The 20,702-nt window shown below is 62.5% G+C and carries 26 protein-coding genes; 11 read left to right on the forward strand and 15 right to left on the reverse strand.

Annotated features, from left to right (window positions below; translation table 11 throughout):
• Positions 1-209 precede the first annotated feature (209 nt).
• From RG836_RS10000 to RG836_RS10050, 11 genes are all read right to left on the reverse strand, one after another.
• Positions 210-1,103, reverse strand: coding sequence for a LysR family transcriptional regulator (locus tag RG836_RS10000; protein ID WP_310845091.1), 894 nt, complete (start codon positions 1,101-1,103; stop codon positions 210-212).
• A 75-nt stretch (positions 1,104-1,178) separates the two neighbouring features.
• On the reverse strand, positions 1,179-1,334 hold the full coding sequence (locus RG836_RS10005; RefSeq protein WP_310845092.1) for a hypothetical protein: 156 nt from the start codon (positions 1,332-1,334) through the stop codon (positions 1,179-1,181).
• On the reverse strand, positions 1,321-1,629 hold the full coding sequence (locus tag RG836_RS10010) for a DUF2388 domain-containing protein (RefSeq protein WP_310845093.1): 309 nt from the start codon (positions 1,627-1,629) through the stop codon (positions 1,321-1,323). Before RG836_RS10010 ends, RG836_RS10005 begins: the two co-directional genes overlap by 14 nt.
• A gap of 115 nt (positions 1,630-1,744) precedes the next feature.
• Complete coding sequence (locus tag RG836_RS10015; RefSeq protein WP_310845095.1) at positions 1,745-2,146, reverse strand: hypothetical protein; 402 nt, start codon at positions 2,144-2,146, stop codon at positions 1,745-1,747.
• A 99-nt stretch (positions 2,147-2,245) separates the two neighbouring features.
• Positions 2,246-3,286, reverse strand: coding sequence for an arginine N-succinyltransferase (gene astA, locus RG836_RS10020; RefSeq protein WP_310845097.1), 1,041 nt, complete (start codon positions 3,284-3,286; stop codon positions 2,246-2,248).
• Positions 3,287-3,347: 61 nt separating this feature from the next.
• Positions 3,348-4,364, reverse strand: a complete 1,017-nt coding sequence (locus RG836_RS10025; RefSeq protein ID WP_310845099.1) for an arginine N-succinyltransferase — start codon at positions 4,362-4,364, stop codon at positions 3,348-3,350.
• 121 nt (positions 4,365-4,485) lie between these two features.
• Positions 4,486-5,835, reverse strand: a complete 1,350-nt coding sequence (locus tag RG836_RS10030; RefSeq protein WP_310845100.1) for an APC family permease — start codon at positions 5,833-5,835, stop codon at positions 4,486-4,488.
• Positions 5,836-5,900: 65 nt separating this feature from the next.
• Positions 5,901-6,653: an N-formylglutamate amidohydrolase gene (locus tag RG836_RS10035; protein ID WP_310845102.1), complete on the reverse strand. Its 753-nt coding sequence runs from the start codon at positions 6,651-6,653 to the stop codon at positions 5,901-5,903.
• Positions 6,637-7,986, reverse strand: coding sequence for a glutamine synthetase family protein (locus RG836_RS10040; RefSeq protein WP_310845104.1), 1,350 nt, complete (start codon positions 7,984-7,986; stop codon positions 6,637-6,639). Before RG836_RS10040 ends, RG836_RS10035 begins: the two co-directional genes overlap by 17 nt.
• Positions 7,983-8,627, reverse strand: a complete 645-nt coding sequence (locus RG836_RS10045) for a cysteine hydrolase family protein (protein WP_310845106.1) — start codon at positions 8,625-8,627, stop codon at positions 7,983-7,985. The genes RG836_RS10040 and RG836_RS10045 overlap by 4 nt, the downstream gene beginning before the upstream one ends.
• A gap of 2 nt (positions 8,628-8,629) precedes the next feature.
• A complete protein-coding gene (locus RG836_RS10050; protein ID WP_310845107.1) occupies positions 8,630-9,484 on the reverse strand; it encodes a MurR/RpiR family transcriptional regulator in 855 nt (284 codons plus the stop codon).
• Between the two features lie 279 nt (positions 9,485-9,763).
• Between RG836_RS10050 and RG836_RS10055 the strand changes: the two genes are divergently transcribed.
• Together RG836_RS10055 and cobF are read left to right on the forward strand one after the other, a co-directional pair.
• On the forward strand, positions 9,764-10,345 hold the full coding sequence (locus RG836_RS10055; RefSeq protein ID WP_310845109.1) for a histidine phosphatase family protein: 582 nt from the start codon (positions 9,764-9,766) through the stop codon (positions 10,343-10,345).
• Positions 10,342-11,100 (forward strand): precorrin-6A synthase (deacetylating), encoded by a 759-nt coding sequence (gene cobF / locus RG836_RS10060; protein ID WP_310845111.1) that lies wholly within the window; start codon positions 10,342-10,344, stop codon positions 11,098-11,100. The genes RG836_RS10055 and cobF overlap by 4 nt, the downstream gene beginning before the upstream one ends.
• On the opposite strand, the gene ftrA is transcribed toward cobF, so the two are convergent.
• Entirely contained in the window at positions 11,066-12,058 is a 993-nt protein-coding gene (ftrA, locus tag RG836_RS10065) for a transcriptional regulator FtrA (protein WP_310845112.1), read from the reverse strand. The genes cobF and ftrA overlap by 35 nt on opposite strands.
• A 101-nt stretch (positions 12,059-12,159) precedes the next feature.
• Between ftrA and RG836_RS10070 the strand changes: the two genes are divergently transcribed.
• Together RG836_RS10070 and RG836_RS10075 are read left to right on the forward strand one after the other, a co-directional pair.
• The gene (locus tag RG836_RS10070) at positions 12,160-12,594 is read left to right on the forward strand and encodes a rhodanese-like domain-containing protein (protein WP_310845114.1); all 435 of its coding nucleotides are present in this window, start codon (positions 12,160-12,162) and stop codon (positions 12,592-12,594) included.
• A gap of 96 nt (positions 12,595-12,690) precedes the next feature.
• A complete protein-coding gene (locus RG836_RS10075) occupies positions 12,691-13,407 on the forward strand; it encodes an alpha/beta hydrolase (RefSeq protein ID WP_310845116.1) in 717 nt (238 codons plus the stop codon).
• 6 nt (positions 13,408-13,413) lie between these two features.
• Here the strand turns inward: RG836_RS10075 and RG836_RS10080 are convergent, their stop codons facing one another.
• Entirely contained in the window at positions 13,414-13,998 is a 585-nt protein-coding gene (locus RG836_RS10080) for a DcrB/PsbP domain-containing protein (protein ID WP_310845118.1), read from the reverse strand.
• 159 nt (positions 13,999-14,157) lie between these two features.
• On the opposite strand from RG836_RS10080, the gene RG836_RS10085 reads away from it, so the two are divergent.
• Positions 14,158-14,679 carry a chalcone isomerase family protein gene (locus RG836_RS10085; RefSeq protein WP_310845120.1) on the forward strand — a complete coding sequence of 174 codons (522 nt, stop codon included), beginning with the start codon at positions 14,158-14,160 and terminating at the stop codon, positions 14,677-14,679.
• Between the two features lie 97 nt (positions 14,680-14,776).
• On the forward strand, positions 14,777-16,102 hold the full coding sequence (locus tag RG836_RS10090; protein ID WP_310845122.1) for an Nramp family divalent metal transporter: 1,326 nt from the start codon (positions 14,777-14,779) through the stop codon (positions 16,100-16,102).
• Positions 16,103-16,110: 8 nt separating this feature from the next.
• Here the strand turns inward: RG836_RS10090 and RG836_RS10095 are convergent, their stop codons facing one another.
• Positions 16,111-17,043 carry a LysR family transcriptional regulator gene (locus RG836_RS10095; RefSeq protein ID WP_310845127.1) on the reverse strand — a complete coding sequence of 311 codons (933 nt, stop codon included), beginning with the start codon at positions 17,041-17,043 and terminating at the stop codon, positions 16,111-16,113.
• A gap of 111 nt (positions 17,044-17,154) precedes the next feature.
• On the opposite strand from RG836_RS10095, the gene RG836_RS10100 reads away from it, so the two are divergent.
• Both RG836_RS10100 and RG836_RS10105 read left to right on the forward strand, forming a co-directional pair.
• Positions 17,155-17,655 (forward strand): DMT family transporter, encoded by a 501-nt coding sequence (locus RG836_RS10100; protein WP_310845129.1) that lies wholly within the window; start codon positions 17,155-17,157, stop codon positions 17,653-17,655.
• The gene (locus RG836_RS10105; protein WP_310845131.1) at positions 17,652-18,104 is read left to right on the forward strand and encodes a DMT family transporter; all 453 of its coding nucleotides are present in this window, start codon (positions 17,652-17,654) and stop codon (positions 18,102-18,104) included. The genes RG836_RS10100 and RG836_RS10105 overlap by 4 nt, the downstream gene beginning before the upstream one ends.
• A gap of 58 nt (positions 18,105-18,162) precedes the next feature.
• On the opposite strand, the gene RG836_RS10110 is transcribed toward RG836_RS10105, so the two are convergent.
• Positions 18,163-18,390: a DUF6555 family protein gene (locus RG836_RS10110; protein ID WP_310845133.1), complete on the reverse strand. Its 228-nt coding sequence runs from the start codon at positions 18,388-18,390 to the stop codon at positions 18,163-18,165.
• 142 nt (positions 18,391-18,532) lie between these two features.
• On the opposite strand from RG836_RS10110, the gene RG836_RS10115 reads away from it, so the two are divergent.
• The 3 genes from RG836_RS10115 to RG836_RS10125 all read left to right on the forward strand — a co-directional run bounded on the left by RG836_RS10115 (position 18,533) and on the right by RG836_RS10125 (position 20,561).
• The gene (locus RG836_RS10115; protein ID WP_310845134.1) at positions 18,533-19,306 is read left to right on the forward strand and encodes an AraC family transcriptional regulator; all 774 of its coding nucleotides are present in this window, start codon (positions 18,533-18,535) and stop codon (positions 19,304-19,306) included.
• 89 nt (positions 19,307-19,395) lie between these two features.
• A complete protein-coding gene (locus RG836_RS10120; RefSeq protein WP_310845135.1) occupies positions 19,396-19,569 on the forward strand; it encodes a DUF1427 family protein in 174 nt (57 codons plus the stop codon).
• 35 nt (positions 19,570-19,604) lie between these two features.
• Positions 19,605-20,561, forward strand: coding sequence for a quinone oxidoreductase family protein (locus RG836_RS10125; RefSeq protein WP_310845137.1), 957 nt, complete (start codon positions 19,605-19,607; stop codon positions 20,559-20,561).
• The last annotated feature ends 141 nt before the right edge of the window (positions 20,562-20,702 follow it).

Consider the following 20,702-nt stretch of genomic DNA (forward strand, 5'->3'; position numbering starts at 1 on the left):
CCCTCGCCACAGGGGAAAGTATGTGTCGCGCGGGCAGGGTCTGGTCATTGGTATCGCCGACACGGGTTGTGAACCCATTGCATCTGAATGTCCCCAAATCTGTGGCGAGGGCGCTTGCTCCCGCTGGGTCGCGCAGCGGCCCCCGATGTTGGGCGACTGCTGCGCAGCCGAGCGGGAGCAAGCGCCTTCGCCACAGGGTATAGCGGGTGTTACTCGTGCGAGGTACTGAGCAGTCGCTCGACAAACCCGATAAAAGCCCGCGCCTTGGCGCTGGCCATGCGACCGGCGGGCAGCAGGGCCCAGAGGTCCATGTCAGGCAGTTGCCAGTCTTGCAGTGTCGGGCGGACGGTGCCGTTGGCCAGTTCCGGGGCGAACATCCATTCGGAGGACAGGCTGAGGCCCAGGTCCGCAAGCACCGCGACGCGGACACCCTCGGCCGCGGACACGCGCACGCGGCCGTTGACCGTCACCGACTGCTCGACGTCGCCTTGCATAAATTGCCAAGTGGCCCGCCCGACGCCCAGGCCATAGATCACTGCTTGATGATTGGCCAAGTCCTCAGGAGATCCGGGTTCGCCGTAACGCTCGAAATACCTCGGCGTCGCCAGTACCCGGCGTCGGCAGGCGCCGATTTTGCGTGCAGTCAACCCCGAGTCGCGCAGGTCGCCCAGGCGCAAGGCGACGTCGATGCCTTCTTCGACCAGATTGACGAGGCGGTCATCCAGTTGCAGGTCGATGTCCAGGTGCGGATGCTGTTCCAGGAAAGCCGCCAAGTGCGGCAGGATGTGCATCCGCGCGAAGGTGACCGGGGCGCTGACCCGCAAGGTGCCGCTGAGCCCGGCGGCTGCCCCGCGAGCGGCGTTGTCCGCTTCGTCGGCTTCTTCCAGCGTGCGTTTGGCCCGTTCGAAAAATGCCTGCCCGGCTTCGGTGGGCATCAAGCCTCGGGTCGAGCGCGTCAGCAGGCGCACCCTCAGGCGATCTTCCAGTTGCGCGACGGTTTTCGACACCGCGGGCTGACCGATCCGCAAGCGTCGCGCCGCCGCCGAGAACGAACCGGTCTCAACCACACAGACAAAGGTTTGCATTGCGCCGAGACGATCCATTCGATTTTCCCCCAACCAAAACTGGCGCAGTCTGGCGCGGTTGCCGGCGCTCGCGCAATGCTGGCCGTCGAGGGATCAGCTCACGATTGATACCGACACCCCCGGCCAATCTGCTTTGGCGAGCGCAACCAGCGGCGTTTTGAGCGTCCAGCCCAGCGAAAAAAAAAGAGACAGCCGAAGCTGTCCCTTTTGCTTAATGCATTTTTTCTCGATGCGTTTAGCGAGCTTCATCCTGAATCAGGATCGCCCGCGCCAGCTCTTCATCGCTGGCATTCAAGCCTGGGTTTTCCTGGCGAACGCGGTTCATCACCGATTCCAGATAAACACCACGAATGGCACCGTCGCTGGCAACGAAACTGGACGCATCGTCCCGGGCCGGAATCAGCAATTTGTCGTCCTTGAAGGTGGAATACAGCGAAGCCGAAACACCTGCTGATGTCGCGACATCACCCGCGTCGACACGGGCCATGGCGGAACCGAAGGGCAGGCAAAGCACGAGCGACGAAACGAGTAGCAGACGGCGCATAGTGGCGTCCTCCAATAGCACAGCACAAAGGAAATCCCTCTACGGGTAGGAGCGGTGCCAGTGGGTGAGAGTTCCCTTGGAGTGATGCGCGGGTGTTTGCCGTTTGAATTTGCGCTTACGCATCCCGCAACAAATCCCGTGCGTTGAGCAATTCAAACGCGATCTCCGGCCGTTGCTCCAGCGCACGTCGGATGGCCTTGGGAATGGCGAGTCGGGTTTTGCGACATAGGCCAGGCAAGTCTTCGACGCGGATCTGGATGCCGCGCATGGTTTTCACTTCTTTGAGGCTGGGGGTGATTTCCAGGCGGATGCCGAGTTGGGCGTACATTTTCTCCTGCAGGCGTTCGAGGTCGGCGAGGCTATCGATGCGCTCCAGGCGCTCGACCAGCACTTTTTCTTCCTGGCGGGTCAGGCGCAGGATTCGCAGGTCGCTGTCGGCAGCGGCCAGCAGGCGTTCGCGGTCGCAGTCGCAGGCACCGGGCGGGCAGGGTTGGCGGAGGGGCGGCGTGAACGTCATGGTCGCCAATATAGCCAAGCTGTTGCAGCTTGCCTATGGCGTGTGCGGACCGTGTCTCAACGGGCGCCGCCAGACGACGCCCTCAGTGATAATCAGCCTTCACGCCGCCGCAGCCTGTCGTTGCGCGGCCAGCAGCGGAACCGCGCGCACCGAGTTGCCGGGTTGCAGTTGCAAGCGTCTGGCGGTCAGGCGATCAACCACCAGATGGCTGCCTATCTGCCGAGCTTGGGCCGCGGTCATCCGGCAGTTTTCCATGCGCCGATTATGGAGCAGCCACACGGGTGCCTGTTCGTCCGGCGTGCCGATGCTCAGACTCAACGTCTGGCTGTCACGCACAGCGCGGATTTTCGATACCTGGGCTTCGACGACGGGCCCGCCATCGAAAATGTCGATGTAACCCTTGTGCGCAAAACCCTCGGCTCGCAGGATCTTCAACGCCGCTTCGCTGTGCGGATGCGTCTTGCCGATCACCGCCTGCGCCTGTTCGCTGAGCAGGCAGGTGTACAACGGCTGGCGCGGCATGAGCTCGGCGATCGACGCTTTGTTGCCCAGGCCCGCCAGATGATTGGCCTGATGAAAGTCCATCTGGAAGAAGTGCCGCCCCAGGCTGTCCCAGAACGGCGAGCAGCCTTGCGCGTCGGCCCTGCCACGTAACTCGGCAATCAGTTTGTCGCCGAACAGGTGGCGGAACTCGGCGACAAACAACAGGCGGCTCAGGGACAGCAGGCGACCGTTGTGGCCGTGGCGCTGGTCGTGGCGCAGGAACAGCGAGCAGACCTCGGATTGGCCGGTCATTTCATTGTTGAGGAACAGCGTCGGAATCTGTCGCGCGATGCCCAGGTCAGGCGCTGACCGGACGCTGACGCCGACCCGATAGTTGTACCACGGCTCGCGCAAACCGACGGCGCCGCTGAGGGCACTGACACCCAGCACTTGCTGGTCATCATCCTCAAGCACAAACAGGTAATCGGCGTCCGAGCGCTCAACCTGCTCGGCAAAGGTGCGCTGTGCCCAACGGACCCGATGCGCGACGTGTTCTTCATTGGTAGGCAGGGTGCAGAACCCCGGCCCCGCACGCTCGGCCAGGGCCAGGGCCAGCAGTGCTGGGGTGTCGGTAATAGTGGCCGGGCGGACAATCATGGAGTGGCTCCTTCAGCGCGCCTGTTCCGGCGCTGTCGCTGGGTACAAGGAAGATTGGCTTTCACAGCGATACCCAGCGCACCGGGTCGCCTTCGTTCAGGCGCAGGGCCGCGAGCATCTCGGCAGTCAGTGCCAGAGTCTGACCCGCCTGCCCATCCCGCTCGGCGATGATCGCGCGAAAGTCTTCCAGGCCCTCGTTGCTCACCAGACAGTGACCCGTGGCGTCGATCTGCGTGGCGTAACGCGCCGTGGCGGTGACGCTGCGGGCAATCGAGCGCAGTTGAGCGGTGCGGGCGTACAGGGTGGGGCCGCCATCGAACAGGTCGACGTAACTACTGGCTTCGAAGCCCTCGCGTTGCAGGATGTCGAACGCTTCCTGGGCGTCCGGATGCACCCGGCCGACACAGTCCTGCGCCGCTTGCGGCAGCATCGGCAGGTAGATCGGATATTGCGGCATCAGGCCGGCCAGGAAGCGCCGACTCTCCGGCCCGCAGAGGCGTTTGGCCTCGGCATAGGGTAAATCGAAAAAATGTTTGCCCACGGCGTCCCAGAACGGTGACTGGCCGTTGCTATCGCTGTAGCCAACCATCTCGCTGACCACCGCTTCGGCAAAGCGCCGGGCATGGGCAGCCATAAACAGCAACCGCGCGCGTGACAGCAACTCGGCCGGCGGCTTTCGCAACCACGCTGAATCGATGTGGAAGGCGCATAACAAGGTGTGCCCGCTCAGGTCGTGGCACAGCGACAACGCCTGCACACCGTGCTCGATATTGAACTCTCGCGAGGTGCTGGTGAACCGTCGATTGCGCAGGCTGTAGAAGGGTTCGGTGAACCCGGTCGTGGCGAGAATTTCCGAACAGCCCAGCAGTGTGCCCTGGCGCGGATCCTCCAGCACAAACAGGTAACTTTGCCCGCCGGGTGCCTGCACGTCGCTGCTGAACGAGACACGGGAATCGGCGATTTTCGCTCGCAGTCGTTCGCGGTCATCCGGTAGCGACGACATGTCGGCCGTGCTGTCGCGGGCCAGCAGTTGCAATGGTGCAAGATCGGCAGGTTCAACTGGACGCAAGACCAGCATGGATGCACTCCTGTATCTAACGGCTCGGGAGTCTTTTCCCGAGCCTGACTATCACTGTCAGTTTCCACGCGATAAAGCCGCAACCTTCCGATCCTGTTGTCAGTAGTTGCCCGATTTCTTGTCAGACGTTGGACGGATCGCTCAGCGCCGTGCGCGCGCCCAGTTTGTTCAGCAGGCACAAATACGCCACGCCCAGCGCTATCCAGATCAGCCCCAGCTTCTGCGCCTCAACCCCCATGTTGTACATGATCGCCGCGACGATCAGGAAACCGATGACCGGACAAAGCACATGGCGAATCACCTGCCCGGAGCGTTTGCGCCGCCAGTAATGATTGATCACGGTCAGGTGCAGCAGCATGAAGCCGCTCAACGCGCCGAAATTGACCAAGGACGTGAGGGTGTCCGCTGCATCGATAAACAGGTAGCAGATCACCAGCGACAGCAGGGTCACCAGGTAAATGCTCAAGTACGGCGTGTTGTGTGTCGGATGCACCTTGGCCAGCACTTTCGGCAACTGACCGTCGCGGGCCATGCCGAACAACAGGCGCGAGACTGTCGCTTGCGAAACCACCGCGACCGCCACGCCCCAGGCCAGTGCGGTGGCGATGGCCGTCAGGGTGGCGAGCCAACTGCCGGCGGCGAGTTCGGCGATTTCATAAAACGCGGTGTCGGCGGACTTGAAGCCCATGCCGGCCGCCAGGTCGCTGGCGATCCAGGTCTGGACCATGAATATCGCGCCCATCACCAGCAGCGTCAGCAGCGAGGCCTTACCGACGCTGCGCCCCGGATCGCCTTTGGTTTCTTCGGCCAGGGTCGAGATGGCATCGAAGCCGAGGAACGACAGCACCGCGATCGACACCGCTTGCATTAGCAGCGTGAGGTCGAACGTTTCCGGGTTGTACAGCGGCGCCAGGGTCAGCTCGCCGTTACCGCCGCCGTCATGCAGGGCATTCCAGGCGTAGACCAGGAAAATCCCCAGCACCAACAGTTGCGCCAGTAGGAACACAATGTTGATCCGCGCGGTGAAGGTGATGCCGCGCAAGTTGACCAGGGTGGCACTGACCAGGAACGCCAGAATAAAACCGACCTTGGGTATGTCCGGGTACAGATGGTTGAGCGCCATCGCCGAAAATACATACAGCAGCGGTGGGATCAGCAAGTAATCGAGGAGCATGACCCAACCGGCGATGAAGCCGATCTGCGGATGCAAACCCCGTTGCGCGTAGGAATACACCGAGCCGGCAATCGGAAATGCCCGCGCCATGCTGCCGTAACTCAGGGCGGTGAACAGCATGGCCGCCATCGCAATGAGGTAGGCCAGTGGCACGCTGCCGGGCGCCTGGGCGTTGACATAGCCATACACGCCGAACGGCGCGATGGGAATCATGAAGATCATGCCGTACACCACCAGGTCAGTGAGCGTGAGGCTGCGTTTGAGTTCCTGTTTGTAGCCGAACTCGTTCAGGTCCATGAAAAAAAACTCCAGGGTTTAAGCAAGGGTGAGTGAGGGGTTGCTGCGCAGGGACGAGGGCGTCGCTACAGCAGCGGGGCGAGCAGATCGGTCCAGTGGCTGATCTGCTCCGGGTAGCGCAAGAGGTCGTTGCGCACTTCGATCAACGCCGAGTCCAGCCCCCGACCGTCGCCGTGCACGGGCACGGTGACGTCGTCGATCGCCGTGACCTTATACGGCTGGTTGGCGGCGACGCTGAGGCCGGGGCGCCTGAGGCCGGCGATGATGCGCCCGGCATAGGCGTCGGCCTGGCCAAACAACACACCGATGTCGAGGCTCCGTGGTTGGCCGAAGTACACCGGGGTGAAACTGTGAATGCCCACCAGGCGCACGGTTCGCCCCTGGGCCAGGCGCTGGTCGATCAGGCCTTTGAGGCGCTGGTGAAACGGCTGGTACAGGCTTTGGCGCCGATGTTCCCGAGTGGCGTCGTCGAGGCATTGATTGCCCGGCACGGCATGCACCTCGCTGCGCGTCGGGATGCTATCGGCGACACTCAGTGGCCGGTTGAGGTCGATCAACAGTCGCGAGTAGGTGGCTGAGAGCAAAGTCGCTCCCAAGGCCTCGGCCAGCGACTCGGCCAACGCCAGGGCGCCGATGTCCCAGGCGATGTGGCTGCTGGCGATGTCGGCGTTCAGGCCCAGGTTATCCAGGGCCGGTGGGATATAACGACTGGCGTGCTCGCACACCAGAATCAACGGGTGCGTTGACGCTTCACGGGTCAGACGAAAGGCTGGCTTGGTAAACAGGCCCGATTCGGTGGATTCAATAAAGTCGGGCATAGTGCTCAAACAGCTCGGCGGTGGACAGGGCCTGGGTCAAGGCCAGTTCTTCGGTTTTCAGGGCGAAATAGGTGTTGAGCAGCGGCGCCGGCAGGGCTTGGACCAGCAGCTCGCAACGCCGTAAACAGTCCAGTGCTTCCGCCAGAGAAGCCGGCAGCGCTTCGATCTCCTGGGCTTGAAGAGGCTCGCCATTGAGTGGAGCGCTGGGTGCCTCGGCGGTGGTGCTGAGCGCCAACTCTTGCTGGATGCCCAGGCGTCCGGCGATCAGCAGGACGGCCATGGCCAAGTGCGGTGACGACGTTGCATCCATGGCGCGGAATTCCAGGTTGAACTGCGACGCCAGCGGTTTTCCGGCCAGGGTCACGGTCGGGCAAATGCGCAGCGCTGCTTCACGGTTGCGCAGGCCGAGGCAAGCGTGGGATGCGCTCCAGTGATGGGGGCGCAAACGCTGGTAGGACACCGGCGTCGGTGCGGTGATTGCGCACAGCGCCGGCAGGCAGTGCAGGATCCCCGCGGCCCAGTGCTGGCCTAGGGTCGACAAGCCGTCGGGCCGATGGTCGTCATACAGCAGTGGCTGGCCTTCGAGGTCTTGCAGGCTGATGTGCAGGTGCACGCCATTGCAGGTGGCCTGCTCGGAGGTCTTGGGTGAGAAGCTCAAGCCGAGGCCCAATTGACGAGCGATTTCGCGGCTGATTTCCCGCACGTTGACTGCGCGATCGGCAGCGGCGACACCGAGAGCCGGGCGGCAGGTGATTTCGTATTGCTGCTTGCCGTATTCCGGCAGAAACATCTCCGGCTCGACACCGCCAGCCCGCAGAGCACTCAGCAGCCAACCGCCGAATTCCGCACCCTGGCGCTGGGCCTGCAGGGAAAACGCCGGTGCCTCGGCACCACGGGTGTCTGTCAGGTTGAATTCATGTTCAAACGCCGCCAGCACCTGCACCCCGAGTTCCTCGCGGTAGCGTTGCAGCTCATGGCGCAGCAGAGTGCGCGGGCAGGTCGACCATTCGCGCCCGTCAGTTTCGCAGAGGTCGCCGTGAATGAAGTCCAGCACCGGGGCGTGGGCGTCTGGCCCGTTACCGAGGGTCACGCGGCTGGCCATGTCGGGAATCAGCCGCAAGTCGCCGTGCGCCCCCCAGAGGTTGCTGGCGGCGATCACATCCTGCGGGGTCAAGGCGCTGTTGGCCGGCACCCAGCCACAACCGGCCAAGCGATAACCGTCCAGTTCATCACTGGGCAACGAGCGCCCGCGGGTGACGCCGATCAGGTCGGTGGTGACCAGAGTGGTCATGGGCAACGGCGTCAGGCGTCGGCCTGGCCATACGGCACTCATCGCTGCCAACCCTGCAGGCGCCCGAGCACGGTCTCGGTGTCGGTGATCCAGCAATAACCCTCGATGGCGTTCAGGCAGGCCTGATGGCGAGCATCGCTGTAGGTCGCGCAGGCGTCTTCCACCAAGGTCACCAGGTAACCACGGTCGGCGGCATCGCGCACTGCCATGTCGACGCATTGATCCGTTACCACCCCGGCGATGATCAGATGGCGTGTATTGAGGTTGCGCAGCACGTAGTCGATCGCCGTGGAATTGAACACCCCCGAGGAGGTTTTCGGCAGGACGATTTCGTTCTCCCACGGCGTCAGGTCGGCAATGATCTGCGCCTGCGGGCTGCCCTTCGGAACGTGGATGTCCGACAGCTTGTGGTCCAGCGAGCGGTCGCGGCCGTCGACGGTCAGGCTTTCGATCAGGGTGTGCAGCACGTTCTGCTCGGCGTTGCGCATCGCGGCGAGCAACTGCCGTTGGCGGGGAATGACCTGGCCGTGCACGCGCCGAAGGAAATAATCGGCGTCAGGCTCGCGCAGGTGCGGATCGAATTGCGGTTCCATCCAGGCCCGTTGCATGTCGACCAGCAACAGTGCGCTCTGGTCCCTGGTGAGCGGCAGGTCACGGGGTGATTGATGGGGAAGTGCAAACATCCTTATTTTTCCTCCAGAAGATGAGTAGTGAATTCGCCACGCAGGGCATCGATGCCCTCGAGGCGCTCGGCCAGTTGAGGGCATTGCAGGGTCAGACAGGCAATCAGGGCCTCGACTTGGGCCAGCGCGGGCACCAAGGTGTCGAATGCCGACACCGACTCGATCGGCGCGCTGATGATCATGTCCGCCAGTTCCCGCAGTGGTGAGGCGTAGATATCGGTGAACAGCACCACCCGCGCCGAACGCTGTTTGGCGACGCTGGCCACGCGAAAAGCCTGGGCCTGGTAGCGCCGGTAATCGAACACCAGTACCAAGTCCTGGCGCTGCACCTCGAACAGCCGATCGGGCAATTGCGCGTTGTCTTCCAGGGCGAAGCAGCCGTGGCGCAGCAGCCGCAGATGGTTAAGCAGATAACTGGCCAGCAAGCCGCTGAAGCGCCCGCCGAAGCAGTGCACCTGATGACGGCTGTCGAGCAGCCATTGCACGAGGATGCGCACGTCTTCCGGTTGGGTCAGGGCCTGGGTTTCCAGCAGGGCGCGATGGCTCTGGTCGAGGAATTGGCTCCAGGCATCGCCCCGTTGCAGATGTGCCCTTGGCAGCAACAGCGTAATGGGCGAGCGCAGGCGATGGTCCATGTCCCGCAGCAGGGCATCCTGGAATTCGGCGTAACCGCCGTAGCCGAGTTTCTTCACCAGCCGCACGATGGTTGGGTCGCTGACTCCGGCGTGGTCGGCCAGACGAGACATCGGCCCCAGGCCATTGCGCGGATATTGGTCGAGCAAGGCGCGAATGACCTTGCGTTCCGACGGCGTCAGATCCAGTCCGGGATGGGTAATCAGGTCTCTGAGAGAGGGCATCCGGGCTCCTGCTGGATGGTCTATGTAGGTTTTCTTTCACAAATTGCCAAATTAGTATTTATGTAACTTTCGCTACATGTCTAGCGTTTTTTTGTACCGTTTTACGCTGGCTAAAAATTGGCTGGAAGCCTTGTGGGACGTGGCCTGGGAGGGTTTCTGAATCTTGTGTAGGCAAGGTTCAAAAATGGTGTAGGAAAGGTCGCCTATAGCTAGGGAAATTGTCCTGCAAATCCCGCAACGGTGTAGGCTTTGCCCACGCTCACAACTGAGAATTCCTTCGTGCAGGCTTTGCGTCTTACCTTGATGTGTCACGCCCGAACCGCCGCCCAGAAAGTCGCGCGTTTCCCCCTGGATGAACCGGTGGAGCTCGACTGGCAGGCTCTGCGCGGCAGCCGCGCGGCTAGCTATAAACGTGCGCCAACGCTGCTCTGCGGCCCGGAAACACGAACCCGGCAAACCGCCGAACTGTTCGCCGGGCCGGCGACCGTGGTCGACGCCCTGCGCGATTGCGATTTCGGTCGTTGGCGAGGCGTGCGAATCAACGACCTTCAACGTGATGAACCGCAGGCTTTGCAAACATGGCTGGCCGACCGCGACGTTGTGCCGCATGGTGGCGAATCAGTAGCGCAGCTGTGCGCGCGGGTCGAAGACTGGTTACAGAGCTTGCAAGGTCAGACCGGGCATGTGCTGGCGATCACCCATCCTTTTGTCATTCGCGCGGCGTTGTGCAAGGTCATGCATGCGTTGCCTGTTGCTTTTAACACCCTGGATGTCGAACCATTGGCGGCCGTGGAATTGCGTTTCAATGGTCGCTGGCGGTTGCGCCTGGCGGCCATGGATTTTGAAGAGGAGCTGGAATGAAAACCCTGTTGGTCATCGGCATCGGCGCTGGCAACCCTGACTACATCACGATGCAGGCGGTGAAAGCGCTGAACCGCGCGGACGTGTTTTTCCTGATGGACAAGGGCCAGAGCAAGGATTCGCTGATCGACCTGCGTCGGGAAATCTGCGAGCGCTACATCACCGAGCCTGGCTACCGGTTCGTCGAGGCTCACAGTCCCGAGCGCGAACGCGGTGATGTCGACTACGCGCAAAGCGTCGATGACCTGAACCGGGCCAAGCAGGCGACGTTCGAGCGTTTGATCAACGACGAAGTGGCGGACGGCCAGATCGGTGGTTTTCTGGTGTGGGGCGACCCGGCCTTATACGACAGCACCGTGCGCATCTTGCAGGCAATTCTCGCCTCGGGCCGCTGCGCCTTTGAGTTCGAAGTGATCCCCGGCATCACCAGCGTGCAGGCCCTGGCCGCCCAGCATAAAGTGCCGTTGAACCGCATCGGCCGCTCCTTTGAAGTCACCACCGGCCGGCGCCTGGCCACCGGCAAGGCGAGCGACGCCGACAGCCTGGTGGTGATGCTCGATGCGCAGGACGCCTACCAACAAGTGGCCGACCGCGATACCGAGATTTACTGGGGCGCCTACCTGGGCACGCCGGATGAAATCCTCATCCAGGGCCCATTGCGCGAAGTGGCCGATGAAATTGAACGCGTGCGCAAAGCCGCGCGGGCGCAGCATGGCTGGATCATGGATACGTATTTGTTGCGCAAGCCGGAGTAGGGCGGCGCCCGAATCGCTCGCGATACACCGACGGCGGTAGCCCCACTACGCTGCGAAACGCCACGCGAAAACTTTCCACGGTGCGATAGCCACATTGGTGAGCGATGGCTTCGCTTTTTTGCGTAGTGCTTTCGAGCAATTCCCGGGCTCGGGCCAGGCGTTCATGTTGCAGCCAGGCCTTGGGTGTCAGCCCGGTGGCGTCGCTGAAACGGCGCAAAAACGTGCGTTCACTCATCGCCGCCTGGCTCGCCAGTTCACGCACTTCCAGCGGCTGATGCAGACGCTCGCGGGCCCATTGCATGACCTGCGACAGGTCGCTGCGCGGCGTGCGACCCACCGGCACGGGAATGAATTGCACTTGGCCGCCGCTGCGTTGCGGCGCCATCACCAGGCGCCGCGCCACGCTGTTGGCGACTTGCGTGCCAAAGTCCCGCGCCACCAGATGCAGGCAGGCGTCGATGCCGGCGGCACTGCCGGCCGAGGTAATCACCTGGCCGGAATCGACATACAGCACGTCGGGGTCGACAAGAATGTCCGGGTAGCGCGCCGCCAGTTCATCGGTGTAGCGCCAGTGTGTGGTGGCGCCGCGCCCGGCCAGCAGGCCCGCCGCCGCCAGCACGAACACACCGGAACAGATCGACACCAGCCGCGCCCCGTGGGCGTGGGCCGTGCGCAACGCTTGCAGCAATTGGTCGGGTATCGCCTCGGTGCGGCTGCGCCAGCCCGGAACGATAATGGTACGCGCGTCCTGCAGCAGCTCCATGCCGCCATCGGTCAACACCTGAAACCCGCCCATGGCGCGCATCGGTCCGGCATCCACCGCGACGATCCGGTGCTGGTACCACGCAAAGTCGAATTCGGGGCGCGGCAGGCCGAAGATCTCCAAGGCAATGCTGAACTCGAAGGTGCAGAGGCCATCGTAGGCGAGGATGGCGACGAGGCCGGGGGAGGCGTGCATTTGGCGGAAACTTCCCAGTGAGTGTCGTGTGCGCCACTGTAGCGATTGGCGAGCGCTGGATAAAGTCTTCCCACACCCACCACTGCTTTGGAGTTCGACCCATGACCAGCCTCGTTCGCGCAATCCCGGCCGCCGCCTCAGACCTCGCCCTGCAGCATTTCCAGCAACGCCTGACGTTCGAAACCGATTGTTCCGACGTTCAGGTGAGCCAGGAGGCAGGCGACGTCGATTTCGTCCTGGTGGACGTGCGCGGCCCCGTGGCGTTCGAACGCGGGCATGTGCCGGGTGCGATCAACCTGCCTGGCCGGTTGATCGACGCTCAGACCTTGACCGCGTATCCGCCCGATACCCTGTTCGTGGTGTATTGCGCGGGCCCGCACTGCAACGGCGCGAACAAGGCTGCGGTAAAACTGGCGACCCTCGGTTACCCGGTCAAGGAAATGATCGGCGGAGTCATGGGCTGGCTGGATGAAGGTTTTGATCTGACGCGGGCCGTGCAGCGCCAGGCCAATCCAACAGTTGCCTGCGATTGCTGAGGAAAATGGGCGGATCGCTCCGGCGGAACGATCACCGTCAGCGCGGTCTCACAGTGGTAGGCTCACTCGCGCCCTGCCACCGAATAAGGAACGCCCATGCTCAAACTCCTCGCCTTGTTGACACTGTTCGCCGCCAGCGCCGTCCAGGCGCAAACCCCGCTCCAGACTGACCTGCCGCTGAAATACCTGGAGCAGGCCAGTGCCGATTCGCAGAACCAGCCGCTGGTGATTTTCCTCCACGGTTACGGCAGCAACGAGCAGGATCTGTTTGGCATGAAGGAGGGATTGCCAGCCACCTACAACTATTTGTCGGTAAGGGCGCCGATCACCCTGGAGGAAGGCAGTTACCAGTGGTTTCGTAAAAAGGGCGAAGGGGCCTACAACGGCGAGACTGATGATCTGAAGGCCAGCGGCCAGACCTTGTTGAGCTTTATCAACGCAGCGGCGAAGAAATATCACACCTCACCGGACAAGGTGTTTTTGGTCGGTTTCAGCCAGGGCGCGATCATGTCCTATGAGGTCGGGTTGCGTCATCCCGAGGCGTTGGGCGGGATTGCCGCTTTGAGCGGGCGAATCCTGCCAGTGCTCAAGGCAGAATTGAAACCCGACGCCGCGCGCCAGAGCCTGAACATCTTCATTGGCCATGGCACCGACGACCGGCGCTTGCCCTACAGCGACGGGACCGAGGCCAATAGCCTGCTCAAAACCTTGTCACTCACGCCGGAGTTTCATGCCTACCAAGGTGTTGGCCACAGCATCAGTGCCGAGGAAGTGCAGGACCTGAACACTTGGTTGCAGCGCTTGAATCCCTGAAACCCCTTATTTCTCGGCGAGGATCTGTTTGACCAGCGCCTCATGACCGACTTTGTCGCTGGCCCGGGACACCACCTGGACCAGTGCGGTGCGGGTGCCTGAGGCCGTCAGCAGGGTGGTGTCCAACGTCGGGCCGCCGCCCTGGGTTGCGGTGCTGTCCACCTGCCGCAGACCGAGACCCGCGCCACGCTGGCTCATGCTTTTTTCACTGAGCTTGTTGAAGTCGGGCAGCGCTTGGCTCTGTTTCTCGATGAACTGGACCAGTGCCGCGTCGAGAAACTCGGTGTCGTTGTCTTTCACTGTCACCCCGCCGGGGATGGTGTTTTCAGCGACGATCACCACGGTTTTGCTGGTGGCATTGGTGTACATGGTGCCGGTGGCGCCGGCGGTGCCGCTGGCGGCGTCGCCACCGGGCAGGGCGGTGACGGTGAAACCCTTGGGCAGGGTGAAGGTGAATTTGCCGCCGAGGATCGAGACTTTCTGTGCCGCGGGTTCTTTGGCCGTGGCCTTGGCCGCGAAGGCGCTGACCGAAATACAACCGGCGACCGCTGCCAGCAACAGGACAGCGGCTTTCTTGCTAAACGATGACATTGATTTCTCCAGGGGCTTATCGCACGTGAGCGGCGATCATCCCACGGAGGCCGCGGGTCGTCGATCAGTAGTCGCGGTTCGGGTCTGCACCCGGGCGAGTGTACGGCGGGCTGGTTTGCGTATACGGTTTAGGAACCCCCACAGGCACCGGAGCAACACATGAGTCGATTTCGGCACGTCCTGTGGCTGATGCTGTTTCTTGCGCAAACAGCGTGGGCCAATTGGCAGGAGGCGGTTCCGGGCGCGCGACTGATGGGGGCCGGTGAGTTTCGGATGTTCGGCTTCCACATCTATAACGCTCGGCTGTGGAGTGCAACGCAATCCCTTGGCGACGGCCAGCCGTTTGCACTGGAGTTGATCTACCAGCGCACGATTTCCCGCGACGACCTGGTGGAGGCCAGCGTCAATGAGCTGAAACGTCTGGGTGGGGCAGCGGTGAGCGCGCAACAGCTGGCGGCCTGGCAGACACAGATGCAGCAAGCCTTCGTCGATGTCCAGGCCGGCATGCGGATCACCGGCGTCTACTTGCCGGGGCGCGGCGCGCGGTTTTACGTCGGGCAACGGATGCAACACGAAATCAACGATCCGCAGTTCGCCCGAGCGTTTTTCGATATCTGGCTTGACCCGCGCACCCGCAACCCGACACTGCGCGAACAGCTGTTGGGCGTGGCCATGCCTTGAAAACCCCAACCTTGGCAGGATTTCGGCGCATTTGCGCCTTGGGTGAGGCCGGCGAAACGTCTAAGCTGCGTCATCCCCCCGATTGACGGACGTTCGTGTGAAATTCAGTTTGCCCCGTATTGCCACCGCGCCTTTCTGTCCGCCGGAAGTGGCGGGCTCCGTCGCAGTGGACAACTCCGCGTCTTTTTTCAAGAAATTGCTGCGTTTTGCCGGCCCCGGTCTGTTGGTCTCGATCGGCTATATGGACCCCGGCAACTGGGCGACGGCGATTGGCGCCGGTTCGCAGTTCGGGTACAGCCTGTTGTTTGTGGTGCTATTGGCCAGTCTGGCGGGCATGGTGGTGCAGTGCCTGTGTTCGCGGCTGGGCATCGCCACCGGCCGCGACCTGGCGCAACTCTCGCGCCAACGCTACAGCACCCGCACTGCGCGCACGCAGTGGGTCCTGGCGGAAATCTCGATCATCGCCACCGACCTCGCCGAAGTGCTGGGCTGCGCCTTGGCATTCCATTTGTTATTGGGCTGCTCGCTGACGGTCGGCATTGCCCTGACCGCGTTCGACACCTTGCTGGTGCTGGCCTTGCAGAACCGGGGTTTTCGCCGCTTGGAAGCGATCATGCTGGTGCTGGTGAGTACCATCGGCGCGTGTTTTTTCGTTGAGTTGCTACTGATCAAACCGTATTGGCCGGACGTGGCGCGGGGCTTTACGCCGTCGTTGTCGGCGATCAGTGACGCGGCGCCGCTGTATTTGGCGATCGGTATTCTCGGCGCGACGGTGATGCCGCATAACCTGTACTTGCACACCTCAATTGTGCAGACGCGGCTGATCGGCAAAGACCTGGCGAGCAAGCAGGAGGCGGTGAAACTGGCGCGCATCGACACCATCGGCTCGTTGGCCCTGGCGTTGATGGTCAACGCGGCGATTCTGATTCTCGCGGCGGCGGCGTTTCACCAGTCCGGGCACACCGAGGTGGTGGAAATCCAGGACGCGTATCACCTGCTCGATCCGCTGGTGGGCGGGGCACTGGCCAGTGTGTTGTTCGGTGTGGCGCTGCTGGCATCTGGGCAAAGTTCGACTTTCACCGGCACCATCGCCGGCCAGGTGATCATGGAGGGCTACCTCAACCTACGGATTCCCTGCTGGCAGCGGCGCTTGATTACCCGAGGCCTGGCGCTGATTCCGGCGTTTATCGGCGTGTGGTTGCTGGGCGATGGCGCGGTGGGCAAGCTGCTGGTGCTGAGCCAAGTAGTGCTCAGCCTGCAACTGCCGTTCGCCCTGTACCCGCTGATTCGCATGACCAGCGACAAACAACTGATGGGGCCGTTCGTCAACGCCCTGTATACCCGCGTGCTGGCGTGGGGGCTGTTTGTGGTGATCAGCGGGGCGAACGCCTGGTTGATCTTGCAGATGGCGGTCGGCGACTGAGGCGTGCTTCAGCGATCCCAGTACGGCACCTCGCCGAACTGTTCGAGGTAGAAGTCGATCACCGTGCGGACCTTGATCGACAGGCGTCGGCTACCGGGCCACAACAGGGCGATCTGCTGCGGTTCGAGGCTGTTGGAGACGTGGTAATCGTCAAACAGTTTGACCAGGCGTCCGGCATGCAGCGCTTCGCCGATTAGCCACGACGGGAACATCACCAGCCCTGAACCACGCTCGGCGGCTTGCGCCAGGGTGTCGGCGTGGTTGCTGGTGATCGCGCCACGCACCGTATAAGGCGTCCACTCCAGTTGTTGGTTGCGAAAAAACCAGCGCTGCTGGCCGGCGAAGCCTTTGTAGGCCAGGCATTGATGGTCGATCAGTTGCTCCGGGTGTTGCGGCGTGCCGTGGCGGGCCAGGTAGTCGGGGCTGGCGGCGACGCAATAGCGCTGCGGGCCGATGATCCGCGCCTGCATGCTGGAATCGTGCATCGGACCGATGCGGAACAGCAGGTCGGTGCCGTCCTGCAACGGATCGACATAGTGGTCGGTCTGCTGCACGTCGAATTGCAGTTTGGGAAAGCGTCTGCACAGCTCACCCATGAACGGTGCAACGTGAAGCTGGCCAAACACCACCGGGGCGTTGATCCGCACCAGTCCGCTGGGCTCGCTGTGTTGTTCCTGTAACGCCTGCTCGGCTTCTTCAAGTTGCCCGAGCATCAGGCGCGCGTGCAGCCCAAGCACGCGCCCGGCCTCGGTGGGGGATACGGCGCGGGTGTGGCGGTAAAGCAATTGCTGGTTCAAACCTTGTTCCATCAATTGGATTTGCCGGGAGATGGAAGAGGGCGCCACGCCCTCGCGGCGAGCGACTTCGGAAAAACTGCCGTGGTCGAGGACGGCGACGAACAACCGCAATGCTTTGAAACTGAGCGCGTTGAGACCCTGCATAAACCTGCCCGCTGTGCGTAATGCGCAAAAGTGTTGTGGGCAGCATCCCATTTATCGCACAGCGCTGCCAGTCGACAATACGCCTCAGTCTATTGGTCCAAGGTATTCATGATGCAAAACACTTCATCTATCAAAGCGGTGCCGGCCGCCACCCCGGTTCCACGGCCTGGGGTGCGGTTGTTACTGCTGCCGCTGGTGATTCTGGCCGGCATGGGTTTGTCGGTCGAAGCCGGGGTACTCGGGCCTTTGGGCGAACAGGTGGGCCACTTGTGGGCCACCCTGAGTATCTTCGGTGTCGGCTCGGCCATCCTGTTTCTGTTCACCTTGCTCAGCGGCCCGCGTCCGGGGCCGGCGCTCAGTGACCTGCCTCGCTGGCAACTGATGGGCAGTTTTCTCGGCCCGGTGTACGTGGTGGTGTTGACCCTGGTGACGCCGATGATCGGCATCGCCATGACCATGATCGCCATTCTCTGCGGCCAGGTTGGCAAGAGTGTATTGATCGACCATTTCGGCTGGTTTGGCGCCACGCGCAAACCGGTCAATACCGAACGCTGGATCGCCCTGGCGCTGATCGTCGTGGCCCTGGTGCTGATTGCCCGAGGTGACGCATGAGCCTGTTTCTGTTGTTGCTGGTGGTAGTGGGTGCCGGCGCCGTGTTGAGCGTGCAAGCGGCGATCAACGGCAAACTGGGGCAGAGCGTCGGCGTGTTGCGCAGCAGCCTGCTGACGTTTGTGGTCGGCGCGGTAATTACCGCGTTGCTCATCGTATTCTTCGAACCGGCCCAGGCTGTGAGCCTGATGGACGTGCCGAAGTGGCAACTGAGCGGCGCGTTGTTTGGCGTGACCTACATGCTGGTGATGGTCGGCGCAGTGCCGCGGATCGGTGCCGCAGTCGCCACGGTGGCGGTGATCGTCGGGCAACTGGGCATGGGCATGTTGATCGACAACTTTGGCTGGCTGGGCAACCCGGCGATTGAGTTGTCCGGCAGCCGGATGTTGGCGATGGCCTGTCTGGCCCTGGCGCTGGTGTTCATGTACCGCAGCAGTACACGCGACGCGTAAGCCGTATTGCAGGCAAAAAAAATGGAGCGTTCGAGCTCCATTTTTTATGGCGCGCACGTCAACTGGAGAGTCGCCACGAAACGTTTTCGATGCCGAATTTCTCCGCCACCGGCTTGCTGGTCTTTTTTACCTGCTCGCGTCCGAATCGGCCAATGCGTCCCACCCCGGCGTCGCAACTTGCCCAATGCCAGGCCTCCGCGTTATCCATTCGATCGGAGCGGATGATGAAAGATTTGGGTGCGCCATGAAGGGTGTACTCAATGACGTAGAGTTTTGCGTTGTTCATAAAGCCGTGAATCTCCCTGTGGTAAGAGAGTGATCGTCGGGGCTGCGGAAAATTCACTCGGATTCTCAGATGGTTGCCGTCGATGGCGTTGTCGGTCGCGTCTGGCTACCCTAGGCGCTTCGTCACACGAGTCATTTGCGCCATGGCCCTTGCCGCGCCCCCGGACCTCAGCGACACCGATATTCCCGTGCAACGGGTGGCACGCACCTACGCGCGGGGTTTGTATATCGAGCCGCACGCCCATGAGTGGGGGCAGTTGCTGTACGCCACCAGCGGAGTGATGTGGGTCGAGACGCCGAGCGAAGCGCTGGTGGTGCCGCCGCAACGAGCGGTGTGGTTGCCACCGGGGGTGTCGCACGGGATTCGCGTGGTGTCGGACCTGCAGATGCGCAACATCTACTTGCGTCCGGCCTTGGCCGCTACCCTCGACGCCGACGTGCAAGTGATCGAAGTGGGCCGCTTACTGCGGGAGTTGATCCTCGGCCTGGTGGAGCAGGGCGAAGACGGTGAGGCGGCCTATTACGATGCCTTGGTCGGCCTGGCGTTGCTGGAGTTGCGGCGGGCCAAGCGCTCGTTGCTGAAGATTGCGTTGCCGGCGCAGTCGGACCGGCGCTTGCTCAATCTGTGTCAGGCGGTGATGACCACACCGTCCCTGGCGATCTCTTTCGAACAACACGCTGACAGCGCCGGGGCCAGCGTGCGGACCCTGGCGCGGCTGTTCAAGGAAGATTTGGGCATGGGCTTCGCCGAATGGCGGCGTCAGGTGCAACTGGCCACCGCCGTGGCGGAGCTGATCCAGGGCGTGCCGGTCAGCACTATCGCCCGCGAATTGGGTTATTCGCCGAGCAGCTTCAGCGACATGTTCCGCCGGGCCCTCGGCGTGGCGCCGTCGCGGTTCCTCAGCCAGTCGAGCTGAGTGTTGGCCGAAATTCAGAAGCATTTGGCCGATGACGATGACGGCGCGTCCTTACACTCGACGCATTCCTCATTTTCTCGGAGTCTGCCATGAGTTACCTCATTTCATTGGCCATCGGCCTGGGCGTCGGCTTGCTTTACGGCGCGCTGGATTTCCGGTCGCCGGCACCACCGGCCATCGCGCTGGTGGGTCTGCTCGGCATGCTGGCGGGCGAGAAGCTCTGGCCCATGGGTCGCGAACTCGTCAGCGGTTGGGTGTCTTAACCCTGTCTTGAATCTTTTTACTGGATGGACGTGCCATGAAAGCATTGCAATTCGACAAGACTGGCGACCTCGCGGCGCTGCGCTACGTGGAGGTACCCACCCCGGTGCCGGGCGCGGATGACGTGCTGGTGGAAATCAAGGCTGCCGGGCTCAACCCCAGCGACGTGAAAAACGTCCTCGGGCGCTTCCCGTACACCACCTTGCCGCGGATCCCCGGACGGGATTTCGCCGGGGTGGTGGTGCAAGGCCCCAAGCATTTGATCGGGCATGCGGTGTGGGGCACCGGCCGCGAGTTGGGCTTCTTCGCCGACGGCGCGCACGCCCAGTTTGTCGCACTGCCGGCCAAAGGCGTGGCGATCAAACCGGACCACTTGAGTTTCGCCCAGGCCGCCAGCCTTGGCGTGCCCTACACCACGGCGTGGGATGCCCTGGAGCGCAGCGGCGTGACCGCGCAGACGCGCTTGCTGGTGATTGGCGGCGGCGCGGTGGCCACCGCCGCCCTGGCCCTGGCCAAGGTGCGCGGGGCGCAAATCCTCGCGGCGGCGCGACGCCCGGAGCAGGTCAAGACATTGCAAAACGCCGGCTACCCAACGCTGCAACTGGGCGAACCGGAAGCCCTGGGCGCGCAAGTCAACGAAGTGTATCAAGGCGGCGCCGAGGTGATTTTCGACACCACCGGGTTTTGGCTCCCGGCCTCGGTCGCGGCACTGGCCACCTTCGGCCGCATCGCCATCATCGCCGCACCAGTGGACGGCCTGGTGCACTTGCCAGCCTTGGGCCTGTATCGCAAGGGCGGCTCGGTGGTGGGCATCAACTCGCTGCTATACGGCGTCGAAGCCTGCGCGGCGATGCTCGATCAGTTCGGCAATTGTTTCGACGAAGGCTTGCTGCCCTTGCCGCAGGGGTTGGTGGAAACGCCGTTGGCGGATGGCGTGGCGCGTTATGCGGAAGTCAATGAGGGTGGAGGGGACAAGAATATTCTGGTGCCGTAACAGGCCCGATGCGTGGGAGCGAGCCTGCTCGCGAAGGCGTCATATCAGGCAATGGAAATTTTATCGGTGTCTCGAGCCAAGCCCGGCCGGGCTCAACGCTCAAAAAAACTAAAGTATTAATACTAATTAACCTGCGCCGTT

The organism is Pseudomonas rhizozeae, assembly GCF_031583775.1.
Taxonomy (GTDB): Bacteria; Pseudomonadota; Gammaproteobacteria; order Pseudomonadales; family Pseudomonadaceae; genus Aquipseudomonas.

Coding starts and splice junctions, on each gene's coding strand:
- RG836_RS10000 (WP_310845091.1), bottom strand. CDS start 1,103: ATGGATCGTCTCGGCGCAATGCAAACCTTTGTCTGTGTGGTTGAGACC.
- RG836_RS10005 (WP_310845092.1), bottom strand. CDS start 1,334: ATGAAGCTCGCTAAACGCATCGAGAAAAAATGCATTAAGCAAAAGGGA.
- RG836_RS10010 (WP_310845093.1), bottom strand. CDS start 1,629: ATGCGCCGTCTGCTACTCGTTTCGTCGCTCGTGCTTTGCCTGCCCTTC.
- RG836_RS10015 (WP_310845095.1), bottom strand. CDS start 2,146: ATGACGTTCACGCCGCCCCTCCGCCAACCCTGCCCGCCCGGTGCCTGC.
- astA (WP_310845097.1), bottom strand. CDS start 3,286: ATGATTGTCCGCCCGGCCACTATTACCGACACCCCAGCACTGCTGGCC.
- RG836_RS10025 (WP_310845099.1), bottom strand. CDS start 4,364: ATGCTGGTCTTGCGTCCAGTTGAACCTGCCGATCTTGCACCATTGCAA.
- RG836_RS10030 (WP_310845100.1), bottom strand. CDS start 5,835: ATGGACCTGAACGAGTTCGGCTACAAACAGGAACTCAAACGCAGCCTC.
- RG836_RS10035 (WP_310845102.1), bottom strand. CDS start 6,653: ATGCCCGACTTTATTGAATCCACCGAATCGGGCCTGTTTACCAAGCCA.
- RG836_RS10040 (WP_310845104.1), bottom strand. CDS start 7,986: ATGAGTGCCGTATGGCCAGGCCGACGCCTGACGCCGTTGCCCATGACC.
- RG836_RS10045 (WP_310845106.1), bottom strand. CDS start 8,627: ATGTTTGCACTTCCCCATCAATCACCCCGTGACCTGCCGCTCACCAGG.
- RG836_RS10050 (WP_310845107.1), bottom strand. CDS start 9,484: ATGCCCTCTCTCAGAGACCTGATTACCCATCCCGGACTGGATCTGACG.
- cobF (WP_310845111.1), top strand. CDS start 10,342: ATGAAAACCCTGTTGGTCATCGGCATCGGCGCTGGCAACCCTGACTAC.
- ftrA (WP_310845112.1), bottom strand. CDS start 12,058: ATGCACGCCTCCCCCGGCCTCGTCGCCATCCTCGCCTACGATGGCCTC.
- RG836_RS10070 (WP_310845114.1), top strand. CDS start 12,160: ATGACCAGCCTCGTTCGCGCAATCCCGGCCGCCGCCTCAGACCTCGCC.
- RG836_RS10075 (WP_310845116.1), top strand. CDS start 12,691: ATGCTCAAACTCCTCGCCTTGTTGACACTGTTCGCCGCCAGCGCCGTC.
- RG836_RS10080 (WP_310845118.1), bottom strand. CDS start 13,998: ATGTCATCGTTTAGCAAGAAAGCCGCTGTCCTGTTGCTGGCAGCGGTC.
- RG836_RS10085 (WP_310845120.1), top strand. CDS start 14,158: ATGAGTCGATTTCGGCACGTCCTGTGGCTGATGCTGTTTCTTGCGCAA.
- RG836_RS10095 (WP_310845127.1), bottom strand. CDS start 17,043: ATGCAGGGTCTCAACGCGCTCAGTTTCAAAGCATTGCGGTTGTTCGTC.
- RG836_RS10100 (WP_310845129.1), top strand. CDS start 17,155: ATGCAAAACACTTCATCTATCAAAGCGGTGCCGGCCGCCACCCCGGTT.
- RG836_RS10105 (WP_310845131.1), top strand. CDS start 17,652: ATGAGCCTGTTTCTGTTGTTGCTGGTGGTAGTGGGTGCCGGCGCCGTG.
- RG836_RS10110 (WP_310845133.1), bottom strand. CDS start 18,390: ATGAACAACGCAAAACTCTACGTCATTGAGTACACCCTTCATGGCGCA.
- RG836_RS10115 (WP_310845134.1), top strand. CDS start 18,533: ATGGCCCTTGCCGCGCCCCCGGACCTCAGCGACACCGATATTCCCGTG.
- RG836_RS10120 (WP_310845135.1), top strand. CDS start 19,396: ATGAGTTACCTCATTTCATTGGCCATCGGCCTGGGCGTCGGCTTGCTT.
- RG836_RS10125 (WP_310845137.1), top strand. CDS start 19,605: ATGAAAGCATTGCAATTCGACAAGACTGGCGACCTCGCGGCGCTGCGC.